21 protein-coding genes and 1 tRNA gene are annotated in these 26,336 nt (G+C 50.8%); 8 read left to right on the forward strand and 14 right to left on the reverse strand.

What is annotated here, in order from left to right; all coding sequences use genetic code 11:
* Nucleotides 1–71: 71 nt before the first annotated feature.
* Entirely contained in the window at nucleotides 72–965 is an 894-nt protein-coding gene (locus FHS60_RS05640; RefSeq protein ID WP_183696204.1) for a tRNA threonylcarbamoyladenosine dehydratase, read from the forward strand.
* Nucleotides 966–1,141: 176 nt separating this feature from the next.
* Here FHS60_RS05640 and FHS60_RS05645 read toward each other — a convergent pair whose 3' ends face one another.
* Nucleotides 1,142–2,785 carry a fumarate hydratase gene (locus FHS60_RS05645; RefSeq protein WP_183696206.1) on the reverse strand — a complete coding sequence of 548 codons (1,644 nt, stop codon included), beginning with the start codon at nucleotides 2,783–2,785 and terminating at the stop codon, nucleotides 1,142–1,144.
* 234 nt (nucleotides 2,786–3,019) lie between these two features.
* Here FHS60_RS05645 and FHS60_RS05650 point away from each other — a divergent pair, with 234 nt between their 5' ends.
* Both FHS60_RS05650 and FHS60_RS05655 read left to right on the forward strand, forming a co-directional pair.
* Nucleotides 3,020–6,508: a glycoside hydrolase family 95 protein gene (locus tag FHS60_RS05650; protein ID WP_244957442.1), complete on the forward strand. Its 3,489-nt coding sequence runs from the start codon at nucleotides 3,020–3,022 to the stop codon at nucleotides 6,506–6,508.
* Nucleotides 6,509–6,569: 61 nt separating this feature from the next.
* A complete protein-coding gene (locus FHS60_RS05655; protein ID WP_183696209.1) occupies nucleotides 6,570–6,794 on the forward strand; it encodes a hypothetical protein in 225 nt (74 codons plus the stop codon).
* A 35-nt stretch (nucleotides 6,795–6,829) separates the two neighbouring features.
* Here the strand turns inward: FHS60_RS05655 and FHS60_RS05660 are convergent, their stop codons facing one another.
* Nucleotides 6,830–7,831, reverse strand: a complete 1,002-nt coding sequence (locus tag FHS60_RS05660) for an NADP-dependent oxidoreductase (RefSeq protein ID WP_183696212.1) — start codon at nucleotides 7,829–7,831, stop codon at nucleotides 6,830–6,832.
* Nucleotides 7,832–8,488: 657 nt separating this feature from the next.
* Here FHS60_RS05660 and FHS60_RS05665 point away from each other — a divergent pair.
* Entirely contained in the window at nucleotides 8,489–10,621 is a 2,133-nt protein-coding gene (locus FHS60_RS05665) for a TlpA family protein disulfide reductase (RefSeq protein WP_183696215.1), read from the forward strand.
* 104 nt (nucleotides 10,622–10,725) lie between these two features.
* Here the strand turns inward: FHS60_RS05665 and FHS60_RS05670 are convergent, their stop codons facing one another.
* From FHS60_RS05670 to surE, 12 genes are all read right to left on the reverse strand, one after another.
* The gene (locus FHS60_RS05670; protein WP_183696218.1) at nucleotides 10,726–13,896 is read right to left on the reverse strand and encodes a TonB-dependent receptor; all 3,171 of its coding nucleotides are present in this window, start codon (nucleotides 13,894–13,896) and stop codon (nucleotides 10,726–10,728) included.
* Between the two features lie 243 nt (nucleotides 13,897–14,139).
* On the reverse strand, nucleotides 14,140–14,523 hold the full coding sequence (locus FHS60_RS05675) for a rhodanese-like domain-containing protein (RefSeq protein ID WP_183696221.1): 384 nt from the start codon (nucleotides 14,521–14,523) through the stop codon (nucleotides 14,140–14,142).
* 486 nt (nucleotides 14,524–15,009) lie between these two features.
* Entirely contained in the window at nucleotides 15,010–15,594 is a 585-nt protein-coding gene (locus tag FHS60_RS05680) for an isochorismatase family protein (RefSeq protein ID WP_183696224.1), read from the reverse strand.
* A gap of 135 nt (nucleotides 15,595–15,729) precedes the next feature.
* Complete coding sequence (locus FHS60_RS05685; protein ID WP_183696227.1) at nucleotides 15,730–16,218, reverse strand: 3'-5' exonuclease; 489 nt, start codon at nucleotides 16,216–16,218, stop codon at nucleotides 15,730–15,732.
* A 13-nt stretch (nucleotides 16,219–16,231) separates the two neighbouring features.
* The gene (locus FHS60_RS05690) at nucleotides 16,232–16,609 is read right to left on the reverse strand and encodes a hypothetical protein (protein ID WP_183696230.1); all 378 of its coding nucleotides are present in this window, start codon (nucleotides 16,607–16,609) and stop codon (nucleotides 16,232–16,234) included.
* 146 nt (nucleotides 16,610–16,755) lie between these two features.
* Nucleotides 16,756–16,840: transfer RNA gene (locus tag FHS60_RS05695), tRNA-Leu, on the reverse strand.
* A 210-nt stretch (nucleotides 16,841–17,050) separates the two neighbouring features.
* Nucleotides 17,051–17,686 carry a hypothetical protein gene (locus FHS60_RS05700; protein WP_183696233.1) on the reverse strand — a complete coding sequence of 212 codons (636 nt, stop codon included), beginning with the start codon at nucleotides 17,684–17,686 and terminating at the stop codon, nucleotides 17,051–17,053.
* 314 nt (nucleotides 17,687–18,000) lie between these two features.
* A complete protein-coding gene (locus FHS60_RS05705) occupies nucleotides 18,001–18,564 on the reverse strand; it encodes a hypothetical protein (protein ID WP_183696236.1) in 564 nt (187 codons plus the stop codon).
* Nucleotides 18,561–19,031, reverse strand: coding sequence for a hypothetical protein (locus FHS60_RS05710; RefSeq protein WP_183696239.1), 471 nt, complete (start codon nucleotides 19,029–19,031; stop codon nucleotides 18,561–18,563). Before FHS60_RS05710 ends, FHS60_RS05705 begins: the two co-directional genes overlap by 4 nt.
* Before the next feature lie 205 nt (nucleotides 19,032–19,236).
* The gene (gene pyrE, locus FHS60_RS05715) at nucleotides 19,237–19,872 is read right to left on the reverse strand and encodes an orotate phosphoribosyltransferase (protein ID WP_183696242.1); all 636 of its coding nucleotides are present in this window, start codon (nucleotides 19,870–19,872) and stop codon (nucleotides 19,237–19,239) included.
* 163 nt (nucleotides 19,873–20,035) lie between these two features.
* Nucleotides 20,036–21,184 carry a lipid-A-disaccharide synthase gene (gene lpxB, locus FHS60_RS05720; RefSeq protein WP_183696245.1) on the reverse strand — a complete coding sequence of 383 codons (1,149 nt, stop codon included), beginning with the start codon at nucleotides 21,182–21,184 and terminating at the stop codon, nucleotides 20,036–20,038.
* A gap of 65 nt (nucleotides 21,185–21,249) precedes the next feature.
* Nucleotides 21,250–22,017: a 5'/3'-nucleotidase SurE gene (gene surE, locus FHS60_RS05725; RefSeq protein ID WP_183696247.1), complete on the reverse strand. Its 768-nt coding sequence runs from the start codon at nucleotides 22,015–22,017 to the stop codon at nucleotides 21,250–21,252.
* A 150-nt stretch (nucleotides 22,018–22,167) separates the two neighbouring features.
* Between surE and FHS60_RS05730 the strand changes: the two genes are divergently transcribed.
* The 4 genes from FHS60_RS05730 to FHS60_RS05745 all read left to right on the forward strand — a co-directional run bounded on the left by FHS60_RS05730 (nucleotide 22,168) and on the right by FHS60_RS05745 (nucleotide 26,284).
* Nucleotides 22,168–22,947, forward strand: coding sequence for a ParA family protein (locus FHS60_RS05730; RefSeq protein ID WP_009348083.1), 780 nt, complete (start codon nucleotides 22,168–22,170; stop codon nucleotides 22,945–22,947).
* 76 nt (nucleotides 22,948–23,023) lie between these two features.
* On the forward strand, nucleotides 23,024–23,920 hold the full coding sequence (locus FHS60_RS05735) for a ParB/RepB/Spo0J family partition protein (protein WP_183696250.1): 897 nt from the start codon (nucleotides 23,024–23,026) through the stop codon (nucleotides 23,918–23,920).
* 22 nt (nucleotides 23,921–23,942) lie between these two features.
* Nucleotides 23,943–24,752, forward strand: a complete 810-nt coding sequence (locus FHS60_RS05740) for a DUF5683 domain-containing protein (protein ID WP_244957443.1) — start codon at nucleotides 23,943–23,945, stop codon at nucleotides 24,750–24,752.
* Nucleotides 24,753–24,820: 68 nt separating this feature from the next.
* The gene (locus FHS60_RS05745; RefSeq protein ID WP_244957444.1) at nucleotides 24,821–26,284 is read left to right on the forward strand and encodes a lytic transglycosylase domain-containing protein; all 1,464 of its coding nucleotides are present in this window, start codon (nucleotides 24,821–24,823) and stop codon (nucleotides 26,282–26,284) included.
* Nucleotides 26,285–26,336 lie beyond the last annotated feature (52 nt).

Raw genomic sequence — 26,336 nt, forward strand, 5'->3', positions numbered from 1 at the left:
AAAAGCCGAGCCAGTTTGCAGCACCTTCTCTCGTTTCCGTGCTGCCGCGGCTCGGCCTTTTCCCACCCATTATGCAAGAACAACATTCTCGAACCCAACTCCTCTTAGGTCGTCCAGCCATCGATACGCTCGAAGGTAGCAGCGTGGCGGTTTTCGGTGTGGGCGGCGTAGGCGGCTATGTTGTGGAAGTACTCGCCCGCAGCGGCGTGGGCGAACTCGCCCTTTTCGACAACGACCGCGTGTGTCTCTCCAATGTGAACCGACAAATCGTAGCCCTTCATTCCACTGTGGGGCAATACAAAGTGGATGCGGCCGAGGCACGTATCCGCGACATCAACCCGCATTGCATTGTCCATAAATATCCCACTTTTTATCTTCCCTCAAATGCCGACGACTACGACTTGAGCCAGTACGACTATGTGGTGGATTGCATCGACACGGTCACGGCAAAAATCGAACTCATCAAGCGTTGCCACCAGCTTCATGTGCCTATCCTTTCGTGTATGGGCGCAGCCAATAAAATGGATGCAACAGCCTTTCGCGTGATGGATATTACCAAGACGACAATGGACCCTCTGGCGAAAGTTATCCGCAAGAAACTTCGCACTCTGCGCATACCTCATCTCAAAGTGGTGTATAGCGAGGAGCAGCCGCTCCGTCCGCTCATCGAGGAGATGCCGGTTGCTGCTGTTCAGAACTCCTCCGACACCTCCCCCTGCCTCTCGACAGATGCGGAGATGCCCACCCCCACGGAGCGGCGTACCGTTCCTGCCAGCAACGCTTTCGTACCTGCTGCTGCGGGTCTCATCGCGGGCGGCGAAGTGGTGAAGGATCTCCTCCGTTTGGCCGAAACCTATCGCATCGCGCCTGCCGACATGGCCAACAGCCCTGCTGCCCAAGCTGCAGCCGAACGGGCCAAAGCCCATCGCGAACGTGTCAGCAAAATCCACAACAAAGGAGAATAAAAAAAGCAGCCTGCTTCTCCGACCAGTCTGACTAATCCGACCAGTCGGACCTATCCGACCCGTCTGACAAGTCCGACCCGTCCGACAAGTCCAATTCTTCAAAGCACCAGCTATTCAATAGAAAGCCCCGAGCATTCAGCGAATGTTCGGGGCTAAAATTATGGAGTTGTCAGGGATTACTTGCAGCTGCCGCAAGTGGGCTTGATTTGCTTGAAGAAATCGTTGCCCTTATCGTCGACGAGGATAAAGGCGGGGAAATCTTCCACGCGAATCTTCCACACAGCTTCCATACCGAGTTCGGGATATTCCACACACTCGATACTCTTTATATTATTATAGGAGAGAATAGCTGCTGGGCCGCCAATCGAACCGAGGTAGAAACCGCCGTGCTTCTTGCAAGCGTCGGTCACCATCTGCGTGCGGTTGCCCTTGGCAATCATCACCATCGAACCGCCCATACTCTGGAAGAGGTCTACATAGGGGTCCATGCGGTTGGCAGTTGTCGGACCCATAGAGCCGCAGGCCATACCCTTCGGTGTCTTTGCCGGACCAGCGTAGAGCACGGGGTGGTTCTTCAAATAATCAGGGATACCCTCGCCGGCATCAATGCGCGCCTTGATCTTAGCGTGGGCAATGTCGCGCGCCACAATGATAGTGCCGCTCATGCTCAAGCGCGTGCTTACGGGATATTTAGTGAGTTCTTTGAGCACTTCTTCCATCGGTTGGTCGAGGTCGATTTTCACACCGCCGCCTTCGCCTGCGTTGCGGAGTTCCTCCGGAATCCAACGCGTAGGATTATCGTCGAGTTTCTCAATCCAAACACCGTCCTTATTGATCTTACACTTAATGTTACGGTCGGCCGAGCAACTCACGCCGATGCCTACAGGCAGACTTGCGCCGTGGCGGGGCAAACGAACCACACGAATATCATGGGCAAAATATTTACCGCCAAACTGAGCCCCAAGTCCTATCTTATAGGCCTCTTCGAGCAACTGTTTCTCCAGTTCGAGGTCGCGGAAAGCGCGGCCGGTCTCGTCGCCTGTAGTGGGGAGGTTATCGTAGTAGTGAGTAGAAGCCAGTTTCACGGTCATTAAGTTCTTCTCCGCACTCGTACCACCGATGGCGATACCGATATGGTAAGGCGGACAGGCAGCCGTACCGAGGCTCTTCATCTTTTCAATGAGGAACGGAATGAGCGTAGGCTCGTTGAGAATGGCTTTCGTTTCCTGGAAGAGATACGTCTTATTGGCCGAACCGCCACCCTTCATCACGCAGAGGAATTTATACTCGTCGCCTTCCTCAGCTTCGATATCGATTTGTGCGGGCAGGTTGCAGCGCGTGTTCACCTCCTCAAACATAGAGAGCGGCGCATTCTGTGAGTAGCGGAGATTCTCCTCCGTATAAGTTTTATAGACACCGTGTGCGATAGCCTCAGCATCGTCGAAATCAGTCCAAACGCGCTGTCCCTTTTCTCCGTGAACGATGGCCGTACCCGTATCTTGGCAGATGGGGAGCTGACCCTTCGCTGCGATTTCTGCATTGCGCAGGAACGTGAGTGCCACGTATTTGTCGTTGTCAGAAGCCTCTGGATCGCTCAGAATCTTGGCCACTTGTGCGTTGTGGGCGGGGCGGAGCAGGAAAGCCACATCGCGGAAAGCCTGATTGGTCATGCGTGTCAGAGCTTCGGGTGTTACTTTCAGAATTGTCTTACCTTCGAACTCGCTGGTGCTGACGCCTTCTTTCGTCAGCAGATAGTACTCCGTGTCGTCCTTGCCGAGCTGGAACATAGGAGCATACTTGAATTCCGGTGTTTGTGCCATAATGCTATGAGTTATTTAATGATTATGTTGCTGCGAAATTAAGTATTATAATTCAAATAGGAAAGATGGCGCGGAGAAAAGAGGCAGAAACGCGCAAGTGTACACACAGTAAAGACAATCCGGCAGAAACAACACATCTGTAAAGGCTTTCCCTTATTGTATTTCTGCTTCTCTGAAAATTTTGTATCTTCGCCACCATAATTCATTTAACAAATTACTAAACACCAACAATCTATGAGAAAATTGTTACTCTTGCTGCTTGTTTTGCTGGGCGTCAGCTCGATGCAAGCGCAGGTTTTGCCGTCGTTCTCTACGGCCGACAATCCAGTTTGGTACCACGTTCAGTTTAAGACGGGTTCCAACTGCTTGGCAGACCAAGGGCGCGGCAACGCACTCAAAACTGCGACAAAAGCAAATGTCGATGCACAGAAATGGGCTTTTATTGGCACGAAGGACAACTTCGTGTTGCTCTCCAAGAAAGGCAACTACGTTAATTTCAATAGCTCAAACTTCACCACCTCCGCTACTGGCGTTGCGCTGAAGATGATAGAGAGCACCAACGCTGCGGCTTCCGACTGCTGGGAGATACAGCGCAAGACGTCGTCACAAAGCATGAACCAATGGGGCGGTACGTCGGCTGGCGTGAACCTCGGTGAGTGGACCGCTGGCGACAACAACAATCCCGTTCGTTTTGTGGCTACTGAGGCCAAACTGCCTGTGTTTAGCACCGAAACATCCTCTACTTCCTATTTTGTAAAGTTCTGCCAAGGCGGTGGCTATTTGGCCGACCAGGGTGCAGGCCAGAGCGTGCAAATAGCAGCTGCCGACCCCATACCAACGCAGAAATGGAAACTCGTGGGCACTCAAAGCAACTTCCAACTCGTCAACGAGGCCGGACTCTACGCCTATGTGGACGGAACGGGCAATGCCGCACGCATCAAAACGCGCACCACGCCCGACGCCAACGGCTTCTCTCTGGTCACAACAGGTGTGGCAGCATTTAGCCCCAACTGGGAAATCCATGCCAACGGTATCAGTGGCAACAACGCTTTCAACCAATGGGGCGGTGCGCAACTGGGACATGAGATTGGTTTGTGGGCGGCTAACGATGTGAACAACCCCGTGGAATTTATCCTACCTAAGGACATGACCTACGCTGACTACAAGGTGGAGGGCATCGACCCTGCATCTGTGAGCGGATTGTCCAAACTCACGCTTTGGTACACACAGCCCGCTACGCTCGGCGGAACGTCGAACAACTGGATGGAATACTCTCTGCCCATCGGTAATGGCCAGTTGGGCGCGAGCCTCTTCAATGGCACGTACAAGGACGAAGTACAATTCAACGAGAAAACCCTCTGGAGTGGTTCGAGCACGGACAACGGTAGTTCCTACGGGGCATACCAGAACTTCGGTTCCCTCTTTGCCGAAGATTTGAGCGGAGATTTCGATTTCGGCTCAGATAAGAAAGTGAAAAACTATTATCGTGCGCTCGACTTGACCCGCGCCATTGGTTCTACACACTTTACCAATGCTGACGGCAGCAAGACTTACGACCGCACCTACCTTGCCAGCTTCCCCGACCGCGTTATTGCAGTGCGCTACGCTTGCAACCAACCGGGAAGTCTCTCCCTGCGCTTCACTCTCAAACCGGGCGTAAAGGCCACTCCCTCCTATGCCGACGGCGAAGGAACGTTTAGCGGCAAACTCACCACTGTGACATTCAACGCTCGCATGAAGGTGGTACCCGTTGGCGGTACGATGACCACGGATGCCAACGGCGTGGAGGTGCGCAATGCTGATGAGATTTGCGTGTATCTCGCTGCTGGTACTGATTTCGATGCTTACAAGACTACATATATCAGTAACACCGCTGCTCTTCCCAGCACGATGAAAGAGCGCGTGGACGCTGCCGCACAGAAAGGTATGGCTGCCATCATGACGGATCATATGGCCGACTATCGCAACTACTTCGACCGTGTGGATTTCTCCCTCGAAGGTTCGGAGAATGCTATACCTACCAACAAACTGGTGGATGCTTACTCAGCCGACGCTACTGGCGTGAAGGGTTCTTCTCTCATGCTCGAACAGCTCTACTTTGCTTACGGCCGCTACCTCGAGATTGCTTCTTCACGCGGTGTGGATCTGCCCAGCAACTTGCAGGGTATTTGGAACAACAGCAACACTCCGCCTTGGGCTTCGGATATTCACTCCAATATCAACGTGCAGATGAACTACTGGCCGGCAGAACCTACCAACCTAAGCGAAATGCACCTGCCGTTCCTCAATTATATCACCAACATGGCCATGAATCACAGTCAATGGCAGAAGTATGCCAAAGATGCTGGCCAAACGAAGGGTTGGACATGCTATACTGAGAACAATATCTTCGGCGGTGTAGGTGGTTTCATGCATAATTATGTCATCGCCAACGCTTGGTATGCCACTCATCTCTGGCAGCACTATCGCTACACGCTCGACCGCGACTTCTTGCTCAGCGCCTTCCCCACAATGTGGAGTGCTTCACAGTTCTGGATTGAGCGCCTGAGATTAGCAGCCGACGGCACTTACGAATGCCCCAGCGAATACTCTCCCGAACAAGGTCCTACGGAAAATGCCGTAGCTCATGCGCAGCAACTCGTGGTTGAGCTCTTGCAGAACACCAAAGACGCTGCCGACATTCTGGGCAACGATGCTAATATCTCCGCTGCTGATAAAGCAAAATTGGAAGACCGCTTGGAGAAGGCCGATAAAGGTCTCGCCATCGAAAAATATACGGGCAAATGGGGTTCTCCTCACCACGGCGTGAGCAACGGTCAAGACCTTCTGCGCGAATGGAAATATAGCTCCTACACGCGCGGCGAAGATGGCCACCGCCACCAGAGCCATCTGATGTGTCTCTATCCTTTCAATCAGGTGACACCTGGTAGCCCTTACTTCAAGGCTGCTGTCAACTCTCTGAAACTTCGTTCCGACGAATCAACAGGTTGGTCTATGGGCTGGCGCATCAACCTCTGGGCGCGCGCTCAAGACGGCGACCACGCTCGCGTGATTCTCCACCGCGCTCTGCGCCATGCTACATCGTTCGGCACAAACCAGTACGCTGGCGGTATCTACTACAATCTCTACGACGCACATGCTCCGTTCCAGATCGATGGTAACTTCGGTGCTTGTGCAGGTATTGCAGAGATGCTCATGCAGAGCGCAACGGACACCATCGTAGTGCTCCCCGCTCTCCCCTCTGTTTGGAAGGCTGGTCATATCAAGGGCCTCAAAGCCATTGGTAACTACACGGTCGACATTGCATGGAAGGCAGGCAAGGCCACTCGCATCACGGTGACGAATGTGAAGGGACAAGCCGGAACCGTGAAGTATCCCGGCATTGGTCAAGCCAACTGCTACATCGACGGCACAAAGCAGCCCGCTGGCACAAACAGCAACACCGCTGCTATCCCTGCTCGCCAGGGTGCCGTAGTAGTGTTCGACATCGACGGCAGCTACCAACCCACCGGCGTCAGGCAAGTCACAGAAAATGCGCCGCTCTTCACGGTCGAAGGCCGCACGGTGACCCTCAAAGGTACTGACGTTGAAAGCGTGAGCGTTTACGACCTCCAAGGTCGCAAGTTTGTGCAGACCGCTAAGCGCACATTCACCATTCCGGCCGCAGCAGGCAACACCGTTGTCCTCCAACTGGGCAACCATTCCTATAAGGTGGCTCTCTAAGAGCATCCCACCTCTCAACGCAAAGAGCGAACCCGCCCCACAGCAGGTTCGCTCTTTTTCTATGACAAATGTCCACACGCCATTCTCCATTATGGTTGCTCCACAAAACGCCATCAAGCAGTGCGTGAATATCCTTATTGCTTTGGAAAATACAATAAGCCTGTCAGGCAGCATCCTTATTGCGTCAGCTGACAGCATTATTCTGTCAGTCAGCATCCTTATTGCGTTTGCAGCAATCATTGAAAAGGACGCTTTCTTTTCAAAACAAAAAATCCGCAATACCTGATATAGGCATTGCGGACAAGAAGCTAAGAAGAAATTCTACTCCATCGCCAACACTGTTTTCCCTGAAGAACTGGAGGTAGCTATATGCTGCAAAGCATCATTCGCCTGCTCCAAAGTGAACACCTTATCTATGGTGGGGCGAAGACCCGTTGTCTCGATCAACGCCGTAATTCTTTGGAGTTGTGCACCATTCGACTGGACAAATAGAAAGCTATAAGTAGCTCCTCGGCGCTTGGCCTTTCTGTCCAAACCTGCCCCCACGAGCGCGAACAGCCATTGTTTCCATTTGGGCAAGCCAAAGGCGCGTGCAAAACTGCCGTTGGGCAATCCCCGCAACGATACGATGTGGCCGCCCGTGCGGAGCAGTCCTATCTGCTTATCCAGTTCGCGCCCACCCACACTATCGAGCACATAATCCACACCTTTCAGCTCCACAGCATAGTTCTCCTTGCGATAGTCGAAATACTTGTCAGCACCAAGCGCCAAAACGCGTTCCCTACTGGCAGCATTACCACTGGTATAGACGATTAGTCCCATGGCTTTTGCCAAAGGTATGGCCATCGCTCCAAGGCCGCCAGAGCCACCCGAGATAAAAATTTCTTTCCCCGCCTCAACATGCATCAGCTCCAGAGCTTGATAGGCCGTGAGCGCAGTGAGAGGCACAGCCGCCGCCTCGGTAAAAGTCAGCCCTTGAGGCATTCGAGCCAGCGCATCGGCTGGCACGGCTACCCATCGGGCAAAAGCTCCGATATGCTCTATCGGCATACGGGCATAAACATTATCGCCAACAGTGAAGCCTTCCACCTTTTCGCCGACAGCTTCCACGACACCTGCCAACTCATTTCCCATGGTTAGAGGAAAATGATAAGGAGTCACCATTTTCACTTCCCCGCGGGTGATCAAATTATCCAAAGGATTCACACCCGCCGCCTTGACGCACACGAGCACTTCATTGGACTGTATCGAGGGCTTAGCAAGCTCCACGGTTTCGGTACGTAGGTTGTGCTTGTTATATTTGAATATCTGAATCGCTTTCATCGTTCTTCTATTTTACATTTATCTATCTGCTAAATAAAACGCTATTGCCTGACTCGCAAACAATTCGGCTTTCTGAAAAATTGCCCCATGTCCAGCTCCCTCGTATATGCTAAGTGTGGCATTGGGCAAACGCTCTGCCATGTCGTGGCTTCCTGTTGTGGGAATTGCCATAGAAACAAAAAGTCTCCCTACCGCACAAAGTTCGATATTTCCTTACAAACGATGCAACAAAGGGAAAAACATTTTCAGCGGTCTTAGCTACCGATGGCTCTGTTTATCCGCACCGTGAATATCCTCATTGCTTTGGAAAATACAATAAGGCTGTCAGCTGGCTTCCTTATTGCGTCAGCTGACAGCCTTATTCTGTCAGCCAGCATCCTTATTGTATTTTCGACGGTAATAAATGGGCTGAAAATTCCGCGAAATCTCCCGCGCAATGCTTGTGGTTTCAGTTACGGGTAAGATAGTGAGCTTCCGCTGGAGGCGAGATTTCCACCTTCAAACTACTAATTTATGATGATATAGATGAAGGATTTGGGATGTTCCTTTGGTGGAAAACAGAATTATGACGTATTTTTGCAAACAAACGATAAGAGCCTTGAACAACGAAAGGGGTTCGAGGCTTTATTTTTTAATCGGTAGTATTTCCTAAATACAATGAAACAGCTTTTTATCACCCTTCTACTCCTGACCTGCACAGTGACGGGCTGGAGCAAGACCTTCAAAACCATCAAAACGCCCAAGGTGACGGCTTGCGCAATCCCATTCAAAGAAAAAATCACTGTGCGAGAAGTGGTCTTGACAGATACGGCCACCACGCTTCACCTTTGCATCGAATCGCCCGCGGGAGATCCGTTCATTCTCAACAAGAGCAGTTATCTGAAAGATGAAAGCGGCCACCGATATCCCTTGCGCTCGGCCGAGGGGGTCATGCTCGACCAACCGATTTCTTCTCCTAAAAATGGCCCGACTCAATTCGCCCTACATTTTGCCCCCATGCCGCAACGCGTCGGTATGTTCGACTTCATAGGGGGAGACGACTTCTATTCGTTTATGCTCCTCGGCATCCACGACAAAAACACCCCACTCACCACGCCCAGGCTCGAAGCACTCGCCGAGAGCCATCCCTATGTGCTGCCAACGGAGTGGTTCAAGAACGATTCCATCACCATTCGTGGGCGCATCATGGACTATGATGCCGCAAAATTTGGTTTCAACCACTTAGAATGTTACTACGAAAACATTTTTGAGAAGGAGCAGGGACTACTCATGCTCAATATTGCGCCGGATGGGACTTTCGAGAAAAAATTCCCCGCGTGCTATCCCGTGAGAGAGGCTTTCTTCGCGGGCAATTCCAATATAGCGTTCAGCGAGATACCTTTCTTTGCCCGCCCTGGCGAGACCATCGATGTGACGGTGCAAAAGAACGCGCGCGGACAATATGAGTGCCAGTACAACAACGGGAGTTGCAAAGATGCGGAACGATGGCTCAAAGCGAAACTCCCTTTCAATGGCATCATGAATGCCCTGCGCTATTTCAATGGGCCGTTTAGCCAAGCGCAGCCCCTTGCGGAAACGCTCTGGAAAAATGCGCTAACGCTACTGGCACTTACGAGCGAGCGCGACGGATTCACTCCGATGGAAGAGCAGTTGGCCTTGGCTGATTTGCAAGTGAGCTTTGCCAGTGCATTGATTGAATATGCCATGAACCGTGAGGATGATTTTTCAAAAAAAGCAGAAGCCAACGGACAGAAGGAACCTTCTGGAGCGGACAAAGCCGAAATGGATGCGCTGAACGATCCCAGCAATTTCAAACTCTTATCGCGCATTCCTTTCGACAATCCTATGCTGACGGCCAGTAGCAGCTTCCCCGTCCTCATCAACCGCCTGCGCTTCGCCCCTCCCGTATTTTCAGGGCAGTTTGCCTCCCTCGGAAAAATGGACAGCGTCAAGATAACGGCCAATATTCAGCAGAAAATTCTCAACAACAAGCGCGCGGCACTGAAAAAACTAATGGGTTGCAACGACAGCAACCTGATACTGCAAATCTGCATCTACAAAGACATTCAGGAAAACTTCAAAGAGTGGCGCAACAATGAGGCGCTCATCCTTGGAATACTGGCCGACACAAGCCTCACAGAACAAGAACGCTTGGCCGAGGCGGAAAGCCTGCCCGCGCTCAACAATATGCTATCGCCCTACTTGGAAGTTCTTTCCTCCCCCTTCATCCGTCAACAAGCCGATCTCTTCTGTTCGGCAGCCATGATGGAACAAGACATCGCTACGCCTCTCCCCGCCAACAACGCAGCGGCCGAAAGGATCCGCCAACTATCGGCGCGCTTCCCGGGCCGCTATCTCCTCATCGATTTCTGGGGAATGGGCTGCTCTCCCTGCCGTGCCGCTATCCAGAAGAGTAAGGATTTGCGCGCCAGCATTGCGCAACGCAAGGATGTGAAGCTCATCTTCATCGCTGCAGAGAACACGCCGCAGGGCAGTGAGGCATATAGGAAATATGTGAAAGAATGGCTCGCCGATGAGGAGTGTATCTGTCTTTCGCCAGCAGAATACAACCAACTGTGCGAACTCTTCCGCTTCAACGCCATTCCGCACTACGAAACCATCACCCCTGAGGGCGGTCGCGTTAGAGAAGACCTCAGCATCAACGGCTTCCACAATTTCGACGATGAGTTTGCACGCCTCCAACAACAAGCCCAATCCGCTCAACCCGCCGCTATCGGCGTGCCAGCAGATGCAGTAGAGGGAATGATTATCAACTTCAATGAGAAATAGGATAACTCAAAAAAAGACAACAAGAAAAGGCTTCACCCCGAACGGAGGTGAAGCCTTTTTGTGAGCGGTCTCTGAAGAGTCCGCTTAGAGAATAGAGGTCTCGCTTAGAAGCTTACGCGGAAGCCGAGCTGCATGTGCCAGCGGCTGAGGATATCGCTCTTTGTGAGACGTGGGTTGTTATACTGATAAACCGGCGTATAGTTGCCATCAGCACCCTTCGTCATCTTAGAAACCATCAGCGGAGTTACGTTGTAGACGTTGCTATACTGAGCGCCCCACTTCTTGTTGAGACAGTTGGCGAAGTTCATGATATCGAAGGTGAACTCAAAGTTGCAGATGTTCTTCCAGTAAATCTTCTGACCGAAGTGGAGATCAATCTGGTGTTCCCATTCTGTCATGTTAGAATTACGTTCAGCATATTGTCCGCGGTGGTTCTTAGCGTAGCTGTCGCTTTCGATCCATTTTTCAAAAGCTGCACGGTTTTGATCAGCATCCATAATCACTTTACCCTTCACAATAGTTGGCGCGAAGTTCATCAGCGCGAGTTCGTCCTTCGTTGGGATGTAGAGGAGGTTGTTACCCTTCTGTCCGTCGCCGTTGAAGTCTTCGCTCTCGTTCATTGAGAGACTGTAGCGGCCACCATTAGAACCGTTGTAAACGATACCGATCTGCGTGCTGGTCCAGCCGTTGAGGTATTTGGGAGAAGTCCAGCCCACACGTACCATCACGCGGTGAGGAATGTCGAACTTAGAATAGCCAAGCTCACCCTTACCGTTGGTGTCGCGAGAATAGTTGTACTTCCAGTTAGAATAAGCAACAGAGCTTGTACCATCGTTCACACTCTTAGAGTGTCCAAAGGTGTAGCTTGCTGCGAGGTCAAGGCCGAAGTTGAAAGTCTTTTCAAAGAGCGCGCTGAGGGCGTAGCTGTAGCCGCGGTTCGTATTCTTCAGATTGATGATGCTGTAGTAGTCAGACTTTTCACTGTTGTAGTAAGGAGCAGCAGAGTTCTCTTTGCCAGGCACAGCATAGGTCTTTGCCACTTGATTGATGGCAAGGTTCTCGAAGAAGACGTTGTTCATCGTCTTGCTATAGATGGCCTCGAGCGTCATCTTCACGTCGCCGGGCAGCGTGTGTTCGAGAGCGAGGTTAGAGCGGAAAACCTGTGGGTACTTAAACTTCTTGCTCACTACAGCAATGTCGGGTTTCTGGCTCGTAGCGCTGGCTTTGGCCACATCAGTGAGAACCTGCTGGTAGTTGTTCATACCGGGCACGCTCGTAGAGATAGTGGTAGATTTCATTTCTACACCATTACTATTGAAGGCGTTGCTGAGCCATACGAAAGGCACACGACCGGTGAAGATACCCGTACCACCGCGCAGGAGCGTCTTGTGGTCCGGAGTGAGGTACCAGTTGAAGCCGAGACGCGGACTAACCATGAGTTTCGTACTCGGAACGATACCTACTTGAGCATCCAGATTCTTGCTCTTAGCGTATTGGTTGAAAGTTTCGTTAGCCGTTGGTTTGTTGAACACAGCAGGCAGATCGATACGCAAACCATAAGTCACATTGAAGTTGGAAGTAGCGTTCCATTTGTCCTGAGCATAGAAGCCAAACTGGCCTGCCTTGATGGCTGGAGCAAACTTCGTATCACCGCCGGTGAGAGATGGGTCGGTGTACTTATAGTTGAATCTGTTGGGCTTATCGTTGAGGAAATTGTCAAGACCATCGAAAGTCCAAGAACCATTAGCAGCCTGAATGAAGAGGTTAGAAACCTTGTAGATTTCGTTGTGTGTACCGAAAGTCAGCGTATGGCTACCCAAGTACCAGCTAAGGTTGTCCTCCAGCGTGTAGATGTCTTGGTTCAGCGCATTGGCTGCAGAGCTATATTCTGTACCGATGTTGAGCGTGATACGGGTTGAATTGTCCGCGCTATACACGTTCTGAATCATTGCCGTTGGACCTTGGTAGGGTGACTCGCGGTGGTCGCGCACGAAGCTTGCACTGGCGCGCAACTCATTGTAGAAACTATCACTGATGCGGTTTGTCCATTCTGCAACAATGTCGTTGGTCTTGTTGTTATAGCGGTAGCCCGAATTAGCGAAAAAATAGCTGGTGGCACCAACAGCATAGCCGTCTTTGTAGCTATTATTGTGCTGATAGCGCAGTGTGAGGTGGTTGGTCTCGTTGATATTCCAGTCGATGCGGCTCGTAATGCCGAGGCTGTGGCTCTCAACGTTGCGTGGGCCGAAACTATCACGAATGCCCGTCAGCGCATAGTAGCGGTCCACTACCTGCTGTGCCACATCCGTTGAGATGTATTTCTCGCTATAGCCGGGGTAGATGTTGTTGGGATAGCTCTTTCTCTTGTTTTCTACAGAAGCGAAGAAGAAGAGTTTGTTCTTGATGATCGGACCGCCGAGCGTTCCACCGAAGGTGCGCTCAAACTGATCGGTGAGGGGCACCTTGGCATAGTCGCGCACAGCACTGTACTTGCCATACATGCTCTGGTTGTTGAAGTAGGAGTACGCACTTCCGTGGAAATCGTTCGTACCCGACTTTGTCACTACATTGATACCGCCACCCGTGAAGCCACCTTGACGAACATCATAAGGAGCGATAACCACCTGGAGTTCCTGAACGGCATCCATGGAGATGGGGTTTGCACCCGTTTGTCCGCCGTTGGTACCATCGGCACTCAAACCAAACACGTCGTTGGCCACAACACCGTCGATCTGGAAACTGTTGTAGCGATTGTTAGAACCTACGAAGGAGATACCGCCACTCTTGGATGAAACGGCCATCGGCGTGTTCTTCACAATGCTTGCCACTGAACGATCAATCGTTGGGATGTTCTGCATTTTTTGCAGCGTGAAGTTCTCGCCTGCTCCCGTACGTGTCTTGCGATTGGCCACTACCGTTGCTTCGCCCAAGTCAGTAGATTTTGGCGACAATGAAGCGTCGAGCGGGAACATATTGCCGAGCTCGAGATTGATGTTCTCAAACTTCTCTGCATTGTAACCCAGGTAGTGGATAGCTACGGTGTAAGGGCCGCCCGGACGCATACCCTGAATGGTATAACGGCCATTGGCGTTGGTCACTGCGCTGTAGGTCGTTCCTGAAGGGACGTGAGTGGCCTTTACCACTACTCCTGCAACTGGTTGGTTGGACTCATTCAGGATCTGACCGCCCAATGAGGACGTAGTCACCTGTGCCTGAACGCAAACTGCAACTGCAGGCGTCAAGGCTGCCAACAATACTCTTTGATAGTATTCCATAAGAAATAGAAAAGATTTAGAATGTCCTTTAAAACTTAGAGGGGAAAGGAATTAAGCCTCTCTTGCAGCGGGTTGCTCGAACCTGCCACTTTTCCACGCCGCGAAGTTACGCGTTTTTGTCAGAAATTAAATTCTTTTTGGGCTTTTAACAGAGAAAAAGAGAATAAAGATGCTATTCTTACCCATCAGACAAGTCGGAAACTTACAAATTGTCTGATGCAGTTTGCAGTTTTAAGGGTTTTTTCACTCTTCTGTGACTTTTTGCGCATCCTGCCATTCGATGATGCCGCCTTGGAGGTTGACAACGGTGAACTTTGCTTTGTTTAGGATTTCAGCACCGCGCATACTGCGTTTGCCCGAACGACAATAGATGCCCACGATGCGTTTGCGCGAGAGAGCTGCTTGTGCTTTTTCGAGAAAGTCGGGCTGCTGCACATCTATATTAGTGGCCCCTGGAATGTGGCCTTGAGCAAACTCTTCAGCCGTGCGAACATCCAAAAGCTGTAAGTCGCCGTTTTGCATGAGTTTTTCAAACTCGTTAGCACCAACGCTTTTGACACCTGGAACAGAGACGCTGCAAGATGTGAGAGAGAGAAGCAGCCCCGCGGCTGCAAGAAAGATTTTCATAAATAGCAACAGTTTTTTTGCGCCTCCTATCGGCCGTGCCAATGGTGCGCGTAAGTTTATTAGAGCAAAGATACGGGCTTTTCCTAAATGCTGCCAATTTTTGAGGAAGAAAAGCCGGAGAAACCGTTTACCCCGTCTCCGCGATTAAACATATAACATTAGAAATCAACAGATTAAACACACCCGTCAGCACAATAAGGATGTCAGCTGACACAATAAGGATGTCAGCTGACGCCCTTATTGTATCAGCTGACGCAATAAGGATATTTTTGCCCCTGATATTTCTGCCCACGAAGGCCCACAAAATAAGCGAAAGAGCACAAAAGATATTGAGGGATTTAGCCCTCGAACTTCCAGAAGTGTCCAACTCGTTCTCCCTTCCGATAAGCTCATCAATGGACCATCCGTCACTTTTTTGTGCGCCTTCGCCTTCTTCGCGCCCTTTCGTGGGCTCAATCATACGAGGTCGTTGATCAATATTTTGCTTCAGCAGTACTCCAAGTTCTCTTGGCGTACATAGTCGTCCAGGCGTTTACCGCCGTCGATGGAAGCGATACCTTGAGCAAAGACGCGGACAGAGAAATTGCGCTTCACGAGGTTTTTCAGCGTTTCCAACACACAGTAGTCGCCCGCCACGCCGCAAATGGCCATGGGCCTGTTGGTCGTAATCACCTCGTCGGTCATAGTGGCCAGGCGATACTTGCCGTGGGAGAGTTCGAGGATATATTGGAATGCACCATACTCTTCGGTTTCCTTCACCTCCCCTTTGCGTATCACCTGATAGGGTATGTCGCGCTCCAAGCAGGCTTGCACAAGGCGTGGGTCGATCTGCGCGCCTTGTGAGAAACGTATGCAATGAGGCGGCCACGGCCCGCCTTGCGGAGCGAAGGAGTCGTCTTTGGCTTGGTGCCAGTCAACGGTAAATATCACTTCCGCGATGTTGTTCGCCGTCGAGATAAAGTGGAGGATATGTTCCACCGCTGTTTCCGCCCCTTTCACATAGAGCGTGCCCGCGGGATGGCAGAAATCGTGTTGGCAGTCCACGACCACCAGTGTGATAGGTTCTTCCATTTCTTATTATGTAAGGATTTTTTTCGCCTGCAAATATAGTGGGATATATTCACTTAAACGCCCCAAGGGCTCAAAGTAATGCATAAAAAAGACGACACAAGGATGTCGCCGTATAAAGTAAAGGAAAGGAATCTCTTACAGTATCTCCCGCGCGATGGCAGCACAGGCTTCAGCATCGGCCAAGGCATGGTGATGGTTTTGAAGGTCGTAGCCACAGCGAGCCGCGATGAGATCGAGGGTGTGAGAGCCTTCGGGCCACACTTGTCGGGAGCGCGCGAGGGTGCAATAGAAAGGATAATCGGGGTAGTCCATCTGATAGCAGCGGAATACGGCTTTCAGGCAACTTTCGTCGAAGGCCTTGTTGTGCGCCACAAGCGGCAGCCCCTCTATGCGGGGCGCAATCTCGGCCCACACCTCGGGGAAGAGCGGTGCGTTCTGCGTGTCGGCCTCCGTGAGACCATGCACCTGCGTGCAGAAGTAGTTGTAAACTTCGGGCTCGGGCTTAATGAGCGAATAGAACTGGTCCACTTGAACGCCATTTCTATAAATGACTACGCCCACGCTACACACGCTCGTGCGCTGGTTGTTGGCCGTTTCGAAATCAATAGCTGCGAAGTTTTCCATACGGTCGTTGTCGTTATTCTTCCGTTTTCTGTCCGTCCTCCCAGGCCTGCCATTCGCGCATCGCCTCCTGCCAGTCGGTGGCTTCTCCCGTGTCCACAGCGTCCTGCATTTGCTCGGCCTCCCTTTGTGCCTTGTCGCGCGCGCGTTTCGCCTTCATCGCTTCGATGGTAGCATCGTCGAGCACCTGGATTGCCCCGCGGTCTACGGCAGCCTGCAAATCCTCCTCGCCAAACGCCTTGCCCGGCTCGTTGAAGTCGGAGATGTTGAATTCGTAGTCCACACGCAACTGATGGCGTATGAGCTTCTGCTGATAGCGGTTGCCAGCATTCTTTCTGCGCAACAGCTTACTGATAGCCTTTATTTCCTTTGCTGAAAATTTGTTTCTTCCCATAATTTTTGAATACCATGTTTGGAGCGTTGAGCAGCCCTATCGGAGGGACGGAGAAAAGGCACTTGTCCAAAGTTCTGAGCCACCGTTCTACCAACAAAATACTAAAAAGTCCCAACCGCCCCACACGAGGTGATTGGGAACTTCCGTGCCCGAAGCGGGACTCGAACCCGCACAGCCATTACTGACCAAGGGATTTTAAGTCCCTCGTGTCTACCATTCCACCATTCGGGCAGAACCGGGTGCAAAGATAAGCTATGATTCGGAAACTGACAAATTTTCGGGAGGTAAATTGAGATAACCGTATCTTTATATGATAAATAAGAGGAAAAGGAGTTCTCTTTTCGCTTCTGTTCTAAAATTATCAGAAAAAAGAAAGTAGCCCACTATATGGTTATGGCTACTTTCCTCTTTTACATCAGTTCAGTGAATGGAAAAGCCCATTCATTGCTTGCTCCTTGTCTTTAATGTTGTTCCATTTTGTAGTTCAATAGTAACTTCTACGGGTGGAAGTACAAGAGCAGGATTTGCTGTATAATAGAAATGCAAGAACGAATCATCCCACATCTTTTCTAACACTTGATTTGCTGATAACTTTAGAATCTGCTCTTGATTCATACGCATAAACTTGCTGTCATAATGGTGCTTAAAATAGTCATTGAGTGGAACACTTTTCACTGTCAGTACATCATTGAGCGAACTACCAGCAGGATGTGCTGCGTCCATATTGTCAAGTGCTACGACATTGATACTGCGAATGGGTGTTCCCAATGCTTCCTGTCGGAAGTGTCTTATCTCCTTATTGTATGCCGTATCACCATTAACTTTTGCAATCTGAAGAAAGCCGGGATCATACGTACCGGCGAAATGACTCAGAACAACCCCATCAAAGCGTACTTTCAAACCTTCAGGCGTACCCTTTACAGTCTTAGCAGGTTCTACAACCATGGTGTTGGGCAGCACGTATGAATTAACATAATGCTTACTCTCAGTGTAATCATCCAAATAGAAAAAATCTTTGCAGCCGCTGAATAATACTATCGCTAAAGGAAGTACAATTAAAAGAAATATCTTTTTCATAATTATAAGAATTTAAATGAATAAAAGGAGTTATATATTCACTTAACTTCGAAAGTTAAAGATGAACTTTCGTTATTGAAAGCTTATGGGCTTATACATACTTCAAAAAACGCTGTATATAGTTACCTTTTTGCGAAGGTAGATATTATATGTGTATGTTGCAACATCTGTAATACTTTTTTGTTTATAATCTTAATGTTCTGAAAAATAAAAAGCTATACCCCAAGAATAGAGTATAGCTTTTCAGTAAGTTATTCTACTGATTTATAGATTGTGTATCACAAAGTAAACCCATTAAGTTTTTGCTCAAAATGTCAGTTGGTAATAATCATCGCATTATTGCCGTATTGGATGTGATATTGATAAAGTTTCTTATCCCTGTCACTCTGCGCATTTTCCACCACAATACCTTCGTTGGCAAGGCTGTAGATGCGGTGGCACCTACTGCAATGGACGAGGGTGGCATCTTGCGTGGAAAATTCTAAGGAACGTTGGATGAAAGAAGATGCGTAGCAGTTGGGACATACGAGGTCGTAGGCCACAAGTCCTTTGCCAGAGAGCGTTGCCGTGGGAAGCTGACCCACGATAAAGCCGGCGATAAACTGAGGCATACCGTAGGATTTGTCAGCTGCCGAGAGATTCAGGCGCGACCGCTCGCCCGCGGTGTTCGCATAGTCCACGTAGCTCATACTTCCCGCAAAACGGATGGTGCAGAACACCCCGCTGTTGGGAGCTAAGGCGTGCATCAGAGCGGGAGCTGCTGCCACGTTCGTACAACGATAGAAGGCACGCACGCGAGCATACTCCGGCGTGGACGAACAAGCCGAGAGTAAAAAGAGGACCGCAAGCGTCACCGCCCAACTCCAATGGCGCATCATGGCAGTACGCTCAAGATGTTGGCCAACCCATCGGCAGCCTGCTGGAGAGGCTTTGCCACCATGCCTTTCATAAACATATTGACTTCCGCCCCTACGGTGACGCGGAGTTTGCTGGAGTAAGCATCCGTTGGGAGCATCTGAATCCAGATTGTCAAGGGGATGGGACTGCCTTCGCTCCCCATCTTGACGAGTTTGGGCTCTTCGCGCTCCACCACGCGGAAGGTGATTTTTCCCACAGGCGTTGTGAGCAAGATGGCGTCCTCCGTAAATTCTACGTTCTGAAACTGCTGGCGAGCCTGCTCCAACTTGTCGGCGGGCAACTCTGCCGCCATGCGCTCTTGTACGGCGGGATCGGAGAGACGCTCTTTGATGCCCTCCAGATTGCGTAGGTTGCTGAAACGTTCGTATAGTTGCTGCTGCGGCTGTGCCACATGTTTCACTTCGCTTTCATATTTGCTTAATCCCATATTCTTATTGTGTTTGTTGGGCGGCAAAGATAATAAAAAGATACGAGGAATAAGGAAACGGACACAATAAGCCCCTTCCGCCACTCCATAAGAGCGCGCGGAAGGGGCTATATGACGATAAAGAATTACTCACTCCTCGGGCGAGCCTACCCCGTGGGAGGGGCGGACATCAGAATCTTTCCCGACGAAAGAATGAGGCTGCAATTTATTTCTTGCCCCAGTTGGCGGGGTCTTTGCGCCAATCGTGGAGCAGGGGAACTTGCTGCTCGCTGATATATCCTGTTTGGAGAGCCGTTTCCACCACTGCTTCGTAGTTGGTCAGCGTGGTGAGTTCGACATTAGCCTCCTCGAACGCCTTGCGAGCCACCTCGAAACCGTAGGTATAGCTGGCCACCATGCCGAGCACCTCGCAACCGTGGTCGCGCAAAGCCTGCACAGCCTTCAAACTACTGCCGCCCGTGGAAATCAAGTCCTCCACCACGACAACTTTAGCACCAGGAGCCACTTGTCCCTCAATGAGATTCTGCATTCCATGGTCTTTGGGTTTTGAACGGACATAGCTGAAGGGGAGTCCCAGTTCGTCGGCCACCAGTGCCCCTTGCGCGATAGCCCCCGTAGCCACGCCAGCCACGGCCTCAGCTTCAGGATAAGTTTCGAGGATGAGGCGACACAGTTCGAGTTTGACGAAAGAGCGCACGTCAGGGAAGGCGAGCACTTTGCGGTTGTCGCAATAGAACGGAGAGAGCCAGCCGCTGGCCCAAGTGAAGGGAGCTTCGGGTTGCAGTTTGATAGCCTCAACCTGAAGCAATTTCTGAGCAAAAAGATGTGCGAGTTTTTGCATAACGGATAGTGTTATTAGTGATGTTGAGGCAAAGTTACACAATTTTTCTTAGGAGAGCAGAATATCAGCCTAAGGTGGCGATTCTCTTTTATGGAAACTCCGACGATTCGGATCAGTCGGACGAGTTGGGAGAAACTTTTTCAGAGAAGACAGATGGGGCGGACTATTGGGCGTTTCTCTTTTCTCTCAACGCCTTGACCATGTCCTGAGCAGCGTGTTCGGGAGCGCCGGGTTGCCCGAGAATCTTGGCCATTCGCTCATAGCCCTGCAACTGTGCTTCGCGGCAACTGCCGTTGGGGAGGATAGACTCCAGTTGGTGGCGAACATTCCTAACGTTCATTTCATCGGCTATGAGTTCGGGCACAATCTCTTCGCCGCCCACGAGATTGACCAAAGAGACAAAAGGAACTTTCAAAAAGAGGCGACGCAGTAGGCGGAAGAGCGGGCCTAACTTGATGTAGTAGCACACCACTTGCGGAACGCGGAACAGAGCCGTTTCGAGCGTGGCTGTCCCAGAGGTGACGAGGGCTGCCATCGAGCGCGACAGTAGGGCATAAGTCTGATTCTCTACCAGTTTTACCCTGCTGTGCTCCACGCCCGACGCACTGATGATGCGCTCATAGAAATCGAGCGGCAAAGCCGGAGCAACGGCAATCTCAGCTTGCATATCGCGCTCCGCGAGCACAGGAGCTACCGCCAAGAGCATACGCGAGAGATTGTCCGCCACCTCCTGCCGTCTGCTGCCAGGCAGCAAGGCGAGGGTGCGTCCGTTGGGAGCAGGCTGTCCGTGCTGACGGACAAAAGCATCCACCTCATCCATGGTGGGATTGCCTACATAAGTAATGGGATAGTTGTGTTTCCGTTTGAAATAGTCCACCTCAAACGGCAGGATAGAATAAAGGCGGTCGACATCGCGACGAATGTTCTTGATGCGCCGCTCCTTCCAAGCCCAGATTTTGGGGGAGATATAATAGAAGACAGGGCAGATTTGCTCCGCGTGAACAAAGCGCGCGATGGAGAGATTAAAACCAGGATAGTCCACCAAAATAACCACATCCGGCCGATAAGCTCTAATCTGCTCTTTGCACTGTCGCATCCCGCGCAAGATAGTGCGAGCGTGGAGCAATACAGGAATAAAGCCCATATAAGCCAAGTCCTCGTAGTGGCGCAAGCACCCTGGCGCAACGGCCTGCATATTGTTTCCACCATAATATTGAAACTCGGCTTCGGGATCTTCAGCCTGCAGAGCTTTCATCAAATGAGCCGCGTGTAAATCTCCGCTGGCCTCACCAGCAATAAGGAAGTAGCGCATAAGGGATTTCTTGTTTTCTCGGACAGGTCCGACGGGTCCGACCAGTCCGACGAGTCCGAGGGAAGTTAGAACAGACTTTTCAGCATCGGCATCAAGCGTGTGGCTGTGTTGTCGAGGGTTGTCGGCGTAATAGCTACATAGCCGTGGGAGAGCGCCCAGCGGTCAGTGTCGGTCGCATCAGGCTCTAATTCTTGGCAGTCGCCTACGAGCCAATACCAGTTGCCACTACGCCCAGCATTGTCTAAATCTTTGATATCTTTTTCCCAACGACTTCGCGCCATCCTACAAATGCGAACTCCCTCAAATTTAGGACATTTGGGGAAGTTTACATTCAAACAAGTGAATTCTGGCAGACCCGCCATGAGAGCCTTCATCGTGATGTCGATCAAATAAGGGCGCAAAGGCGTGAAATCAGCTTTTGCACTCATATCACAAAGCGAGAAAGCCACAGCAGGGAGACCCTGCATGGCAGCTTCCTGCACCACGCCCATAGTGCCCGAATAATGAGCGTTTACACTGGAATTGTCACCATGATTTATACCACCTATAACGAGATCTGGGCGGCGTTCGATGTAGCGATTAAGAGCCAGTTTGACACAGTCCGTTGGCGTGCCAGAACAAGCATAAACCGTTAGGCCCGGTTCCTTGCGAATGAGGGCGGCATGAATGGGGTGGGCCGATGTGATGGCAGTGCTGAATCCCGACCGCGGGCCGTCGGGAGCTACCACTAACAAATCGGCCACCGCCTTGAGCGTGTCGATCAAAAAGTTAATGCCACCAGCTTGGTAGCCATCATCGTTGGAGATAAGAATATAGGGTCTATTTTCTGTCATAAAAAAAGAAACAAATCCCGTAAGCGAACCGACGGGCGAAAGGTTATCGTTCCACAAAAAAACGTTGCAAAAATACTAAAAAAGGCTATTATCCATGAGTGTTCCACGATTATTTGTTATTTTTGCGACCTAAATAACGAATTGGAACCCATGGGAAAAATCATCGCAATAGCGAACCAAAAAGGCGGTGTTGGAAAGACCACCTCTTCGATGAATCTGGCTGCCTCTCTGGCAACGCTCGAAAAGAAAGTTCTCCTCATCGACGCTGACCCGCAAGCCAACGCCTCTTCCGGCTTAGGTGTTAACCTCAACGAGATTGACACGTCTATCTACGAGTGTATTGTGAATCGCGGCGACATACGCGAAGCCATTTACACAACCGAAATTGAGGGTCTGGATGTGGTTCCTTCCCATATCAATTTGGTAGGGGCTGAAGTGGAGATGCTCAACTTCAAAAAACGCGAGTTCATTATCTCCGAACTTCTCAATCCTATCAAAGACCTCTACGATTATATTCTCATCGATTGTAGTCCTTCGTTAGGACTGATCACGGTCAACTGTCTCACAGCAGCGGACTCTGTCATCATTCCCGTACAGTGCGAATACTTTGCATTGGAGGGAATCAGCAAATTGCTGAACACAATCCGCATCATCAAGAAGAAACTCAATCCCAGATTGGAGATAGAGGGCTTCCTGCTAACGATGTACGACAGCCGCCTGCGTTTGGCCAACCAGATCTACGACGAAGTGAAGCGCCACTTCCAGGAACTGGTCTTCAAGACTGTTATCCAGCGCAACGTGAAGCTCTCCGAAGCTCCCAGCCATGGTTTGCCCGCCATTCTCTACGATGCAGAATCCACTGGCTCAAAGAACCATTTGTCGCTGGCTCGCGAACTCATCGAGCGAGAGAAACAAACGAGCGAGAACTAATGTTTCCTAAGAAAAAGGCTTATCGGGGCTGTCTGCCTCTTTAGGTCAGTCCGAGATTTGAACAATAAAAAAACAAATGCCAGTACACAAAAAATTTCCCGCATTGGGTCGAGGCCTCGACGCCTTGATTGATACGGCCGACGAAATACACACCAGCGGCAGTTCGTCCATTAACGAAATCCCCGTTGATAAGATTATCCCCAACCCCAACCAGCCTCGCCATGAGTTTGACGAAGATGCGCTGGAGGAGTTGGCAGAAAGCATCCGCCAGTTGGGCATCGTTCAGCCCATCACACTGCGACAGATGGACGACGAAAGCTATGAGATTATCGCCGGTGAGCGGCGTTGGCGCGCTTCAAAGTTGGCAGGTCTTACAACAGTTCCCGCCTACGTTCGCACCGCTAACGACGAAAATATGATGCAAATGGCGCTGGTGGAGAACATCCAGCGCGAAGACCTCAACGCCATTGAGGTGGCGTTGGCTTATCAAAAGCTCATCGAGCAGTACCACCTCACGCAGGAGGAACTGAGCGAGAAAGTGGGCAAGAAGCGGGCCACGGTGGCCAACGCCTTGCGCCTCCTCAAACTCCCAGCCCCCGTGCAGCTGGCTCTGCGCAACAAATCCATCGACCAAGGCCATGCCCGCGCCATTCTCGGTGCCCAAGAGCCCAGCGTGATGCTGAAACTCTTCAAAGAAGTGCAGGAACGAGGCTACAGCGTTCGACAAGTGGAGGAAATGGTAAAGGCCCTCAACGCTGGCGAGACTGTAAAGAGCGGTAGACACCAGTTGCGCAACCGCAACAACCGCTTGCCTGAAGAATACAACGAACTAAAAGGTCGACTCAGCGACTTCTTCCAAACCAAAGTGCAGATGACTTGCTCACAGCAAGGCAAAGGCAAAATCACTATCAACTTCGACAACGAAGAAGAATTGGAGAAAATCATCACCATGTTCGACAAGATGAGAAGTTAGGCCCTTGCCCACTCCTACAACAATGACGAAAACGCTATCGCAATATATCCTCATTATTTTGGTCGCCGCTTTCCTCGCACCTGCGAGGGGAGCGGCGCAAGCGCGTCTTATTGTGGACGACTCCACTAAGGTGTCATCCGTGAAGCCTATCAGCAAAAAAGTCAAGAAGCAGAAGAAAGCCATTGAGGCAGAAATGCTGAAAGGAGAAACCATTGAGATGCTGACCGACACCATTAAGAGGATACAAGAGGCAAAGCTACAAACCGACACGGCACGCCTGCGAATGATGGCCGAAAGCGTCACGAAGGAGAATCTCAAAAAGGCCACAAGAACTGCCTTTGTTCCCGATCCCAAGCGCGCCCTCTGGCTGGCTCTTGTGTGTCCTGGTGCTGGACAAATCTATAATCGCAAATACTGGAAACTACCTATTTTCTACGGTGGTTTCTTGGGTTGTACCTACGCCCTTATGTGGAACCAGCAAATGTATCGCGACTATTCGCAGGCCTATCTGGACATTATGGACAACGACCCAAACACAAAATCGTATCTGAATATGCTTCCCCCCAACTACGATATTACGGGCAGGGAAGAACGCTTCAAAACTATCTTCAAAAACCGCAAAAACCGCTATCGCCGCTATCGCGACATGAGTGCCTTTGCTTTCGTGGGCGTTTACGTCTTGAGCGTGATCGACGCCTATGTAGATGCCCAGCTCTCAGTGTTCGATATTTCGCCCGACTTGAGTATGCAGCTCCAGCCGGCCGTTATCCAGCAGTCGACACCTCTGAGTCGCCAAACCGCCTACGGCATCGGTTGTAGTTTTAATTTCTAACTCCCGCGAACACCTTTACGCTGGGACACCGCCCCTCCAACATCGTGGGGCACATGCTAAAGAACATTATGAACAAAATCAACAAGATATTCCTCACATTGGCTCTGACGGTTCTTCCCGCAGGCCTGACAGCACAAAGCGAAATCACAGTTCACGACTCCATTACGAACAGAGATGAAGTCTTCAACATACCCGAAGGTATGAGTAATAACGAGAGCGCTCAACTTCAGAAATGGTTGGCAAAAAAGTTTCTCTACGTTGACACTACTGCTATGACCTCTAGCTACAACGTTACATACGGCCCAGAGGTGTATCGCGAGCGTCTACAACGCTTGCCCTACAAAATGGAGATGCCCTACAACCCAATCGTACAGAAGTTCATCGACCGCTACACAGAGGAGTTGCGCAACAAGGTGAGCTATATGCTTGGTGCTGGCAACTATTATATCCCTATCTTCGAGGCTGCGCTCGATGCCTACGGCCTACCGCTCGAACTGAAATACCTACCCGTTGTTGAATCGGGTCTCGACCCAACGGCCATCAGCCATGCTGGAGCGGCCGGCCTCTGGCAGTTTATGATCACTACAGCCCGCCGCTACGATCTGAAGATAAACAGCCTCGTTGATGAGCGCATGGATCCCTACAAAGCCAGTTGGGCTGCCGCCAAATACCTCAAAGATCTCTATGACATTTATGGCGATTGGAATCTCGTCCTTGCCGCCTACAACGCAGGCCCTCAGCAAGTGAGCAAGGCCATGCGCCGAACTGGCGGAGAGCGCGACTATTGGAAAATTTATCCCTACCTGCCCAATGAAACACGTGGCTATGTGCCCGCATTCATTGCTGCAAACTACGTCATGAACTACTACTGCGACCACAACATCGCACCTATGAAAAGCCGCTATCCGATACTGACGGACACTGTGCTCATTGACCGCACACTCCATATGCAGCAAGTGGCCGAACTTTGCAAAGTCGACATCGAAGCCGTTCGTGCACTCAATCCGCAGTACAAAACAGATATTATCCCGGGCCTCTCCGCTCTCTCATCGCTCACCTTACCCCAGGAAGCCATAGGAAAGTTTCTTGACTTGCGCGACAGCGTCTACAGTTACCGCGCTGAAGAACTCTTGACGCAGCGCACCGAAGTAGAAGTGGACGAAATAGAGGCGCCGCGCACCACACGCAGTCGCTCCAGCCGTGCAGACCGACAAGAAACAATGCCCTCCAACAGCCGCGAGAGCAGAGCGGAAGTGCGCAGCCATAAGCGTAGCAAGCGCCACAGCAAAGCTGCTGAACGCGACGACCGCCGCAGCAACAGCAAAAGCAGCAAGCGCAAAGGACGCCACAGCAACACAGAACATTCTAAGAAGTCTAAGAGAGCCGAGAGAAACTCCTCTACAACGGTCAAGAAAGGCGATACTCTCTCCGACATCGCTAAGCGCAACAACACCACAGTAGAGAAGCTCAAGAAAAAGAACAAAATCTCTGGTACGACCATCAAACCCGGACAAAAGCTCAAGGTGAAATAAGCAACGCCACAACCACTTCGAGCCATTTCTCCAACCCTTAATTTCGCAATCA

It is taken from the genome of Alloprevotella rava (genome assembly GCF_014195585.1).
Classification (GTDB): domain Bacteria; phylum Bacteroidota; class Bacteroidia; order Bacteroidales; family Bacteroidaceae; genus Alloprevotella; species Alloprevotella rava.

Coding starts and splice junctions, on each gene's coding strand:
- FHS60_RS05640 (WP_183696204.1), top strand. CDS start 72: ATGCAAGAACAACATTCTCGAACCCAACTCCTCTTAGGTCGTCCAGCC.
- FHS60_RS05645 (WP_183696206.1), bottom strand. CDS start 2,785: ATGGCACAAACACCGGAATTCAAGTATGCTCCTATGTTCCAGCTCGGC.
- FHS60_RS05650 (WP_244957442.1), top strand. CDS start 3,020: ATGAGAAAATTGTTACTCTTGCTGCTTGTTTTGCTGGGCGTCAGCTCG.
- FHS60_RS05655 (WP_183696209.1), top strand. CDS start 6,570: ATGACAAATGTCCACACGCCATTCTCCATTATGGTTGCTCCACAAAAC.
- FHS60_RS05660 (WP_183696212.1), bottom strand. CDS start 7,831: ATGAAAGCGATTCAGATATTCAAATATAACAAGCACAACCTACGTACC.
- FHS60_RS05665 (WP_183696215.1), top strand. CDS start 8,489: ATGAAACAGCTTTTTATCACCCTTCTACTCCTGACCTGCACAGTGACG.
- FHS60_RS05670 (WP_183696218.1), bottom strand. CDS start 13,896: ATGGAATACTATCAAAGAGTATTGTTGGCAGCCTTGACGCCTGCAGTT.
- FHS60_RS05675 (WP_183696221.1), bottom strand. CDS start 14,523: ATGAAAATCTTTCTTGCAGCCGCGGGGCTGCTTCTCTCTCTCACATCT.
- FHS60_RS05680 (WP_183696224.1), bottom strand. CDS start 15,594: ATGGAAGAACCTATCACACTGGTGGTCGTGGACTGCCAACACGATTTC.
- FHS60_RS05685 (WP_183696227.1), bottom strand. CDS start 16,218: ATGGAAAACTTCGCAGCTATTGATTTCGAAACGGCCAACAACCAGCGC.
- FHS60_RS05690 (WP_183696230.1), bottom strand. CDS start 16,609: ATGGGAAGAAACAAATTTTCAGCAAAGGAAATAAAGGCTATCAGTAAG.
- FHS60_RS05700 (WP_183696233.1), bottom strand. CDS start 17,686: ATGAAAAAGATATTTCTTTTAATTGTACTTCCTTTAGCGATAGTATTA.
- FHS60_RS05705 (WP_183696236.1), bottom strand. CDS start 18,564: ATGATGCGCCATTGGAGTTGGGCGGTGACGCTTGCGGTCCTCTTTTTA.
- FHS60_RS05710 (WP_183696239.1), bottom strand. CDS start 19,031: ATGGGATTAAGCAAATATGAAAGCGAAGTGAAACATGTGGCACAGCCG.
- pyrE (WP_183696242.1), bottom strand. CDS start 19,872: ATGCAAAAACTCGCACATCTTTTTGCTCAGAAATTGCTTCAGGTTGAG.
- lpxB (WP_183696245.1), bottom strand. CDS start 21,184: ATGCGCTACTTCCTTATTGCTGGTGAGGCCAGCGGAGATTTACACGCG.
- surE (WP_183696247.1), bottom strand. CDS start 22,017: ATGACAGAAAATAGACCCTATATTCTTATCTCCAACGATGATGGCTAC.
- FHS60_RS05730 (WP_009348083.1), top strand. CDS start 22,168: ATGGGAAAAATCATCGCAATAGCGAACCAAAAAGGCGGTGTTGGAAAG.
- FHS60_RS05735 (WP_183696250.1), top strand. CDS start 23,024: ATGCCAGTACACAAAAAATTTCCCGCATTGGGTCGAGGCCTCGACGCC.
- FHS60_RS05740 (WP_244957443.1), top strand. CDS start 23,943: ATGACGAAAACGCTATCGCAATATATCCTCATTATTTTGGTCGCCGCT.
- FHS60_RS05745 (WP_244957444.1), top strand. CDS start 24,821: ATGAACAAAATCAACAAGATATTCCTCACATTGGCTCTGACGGTTCTT.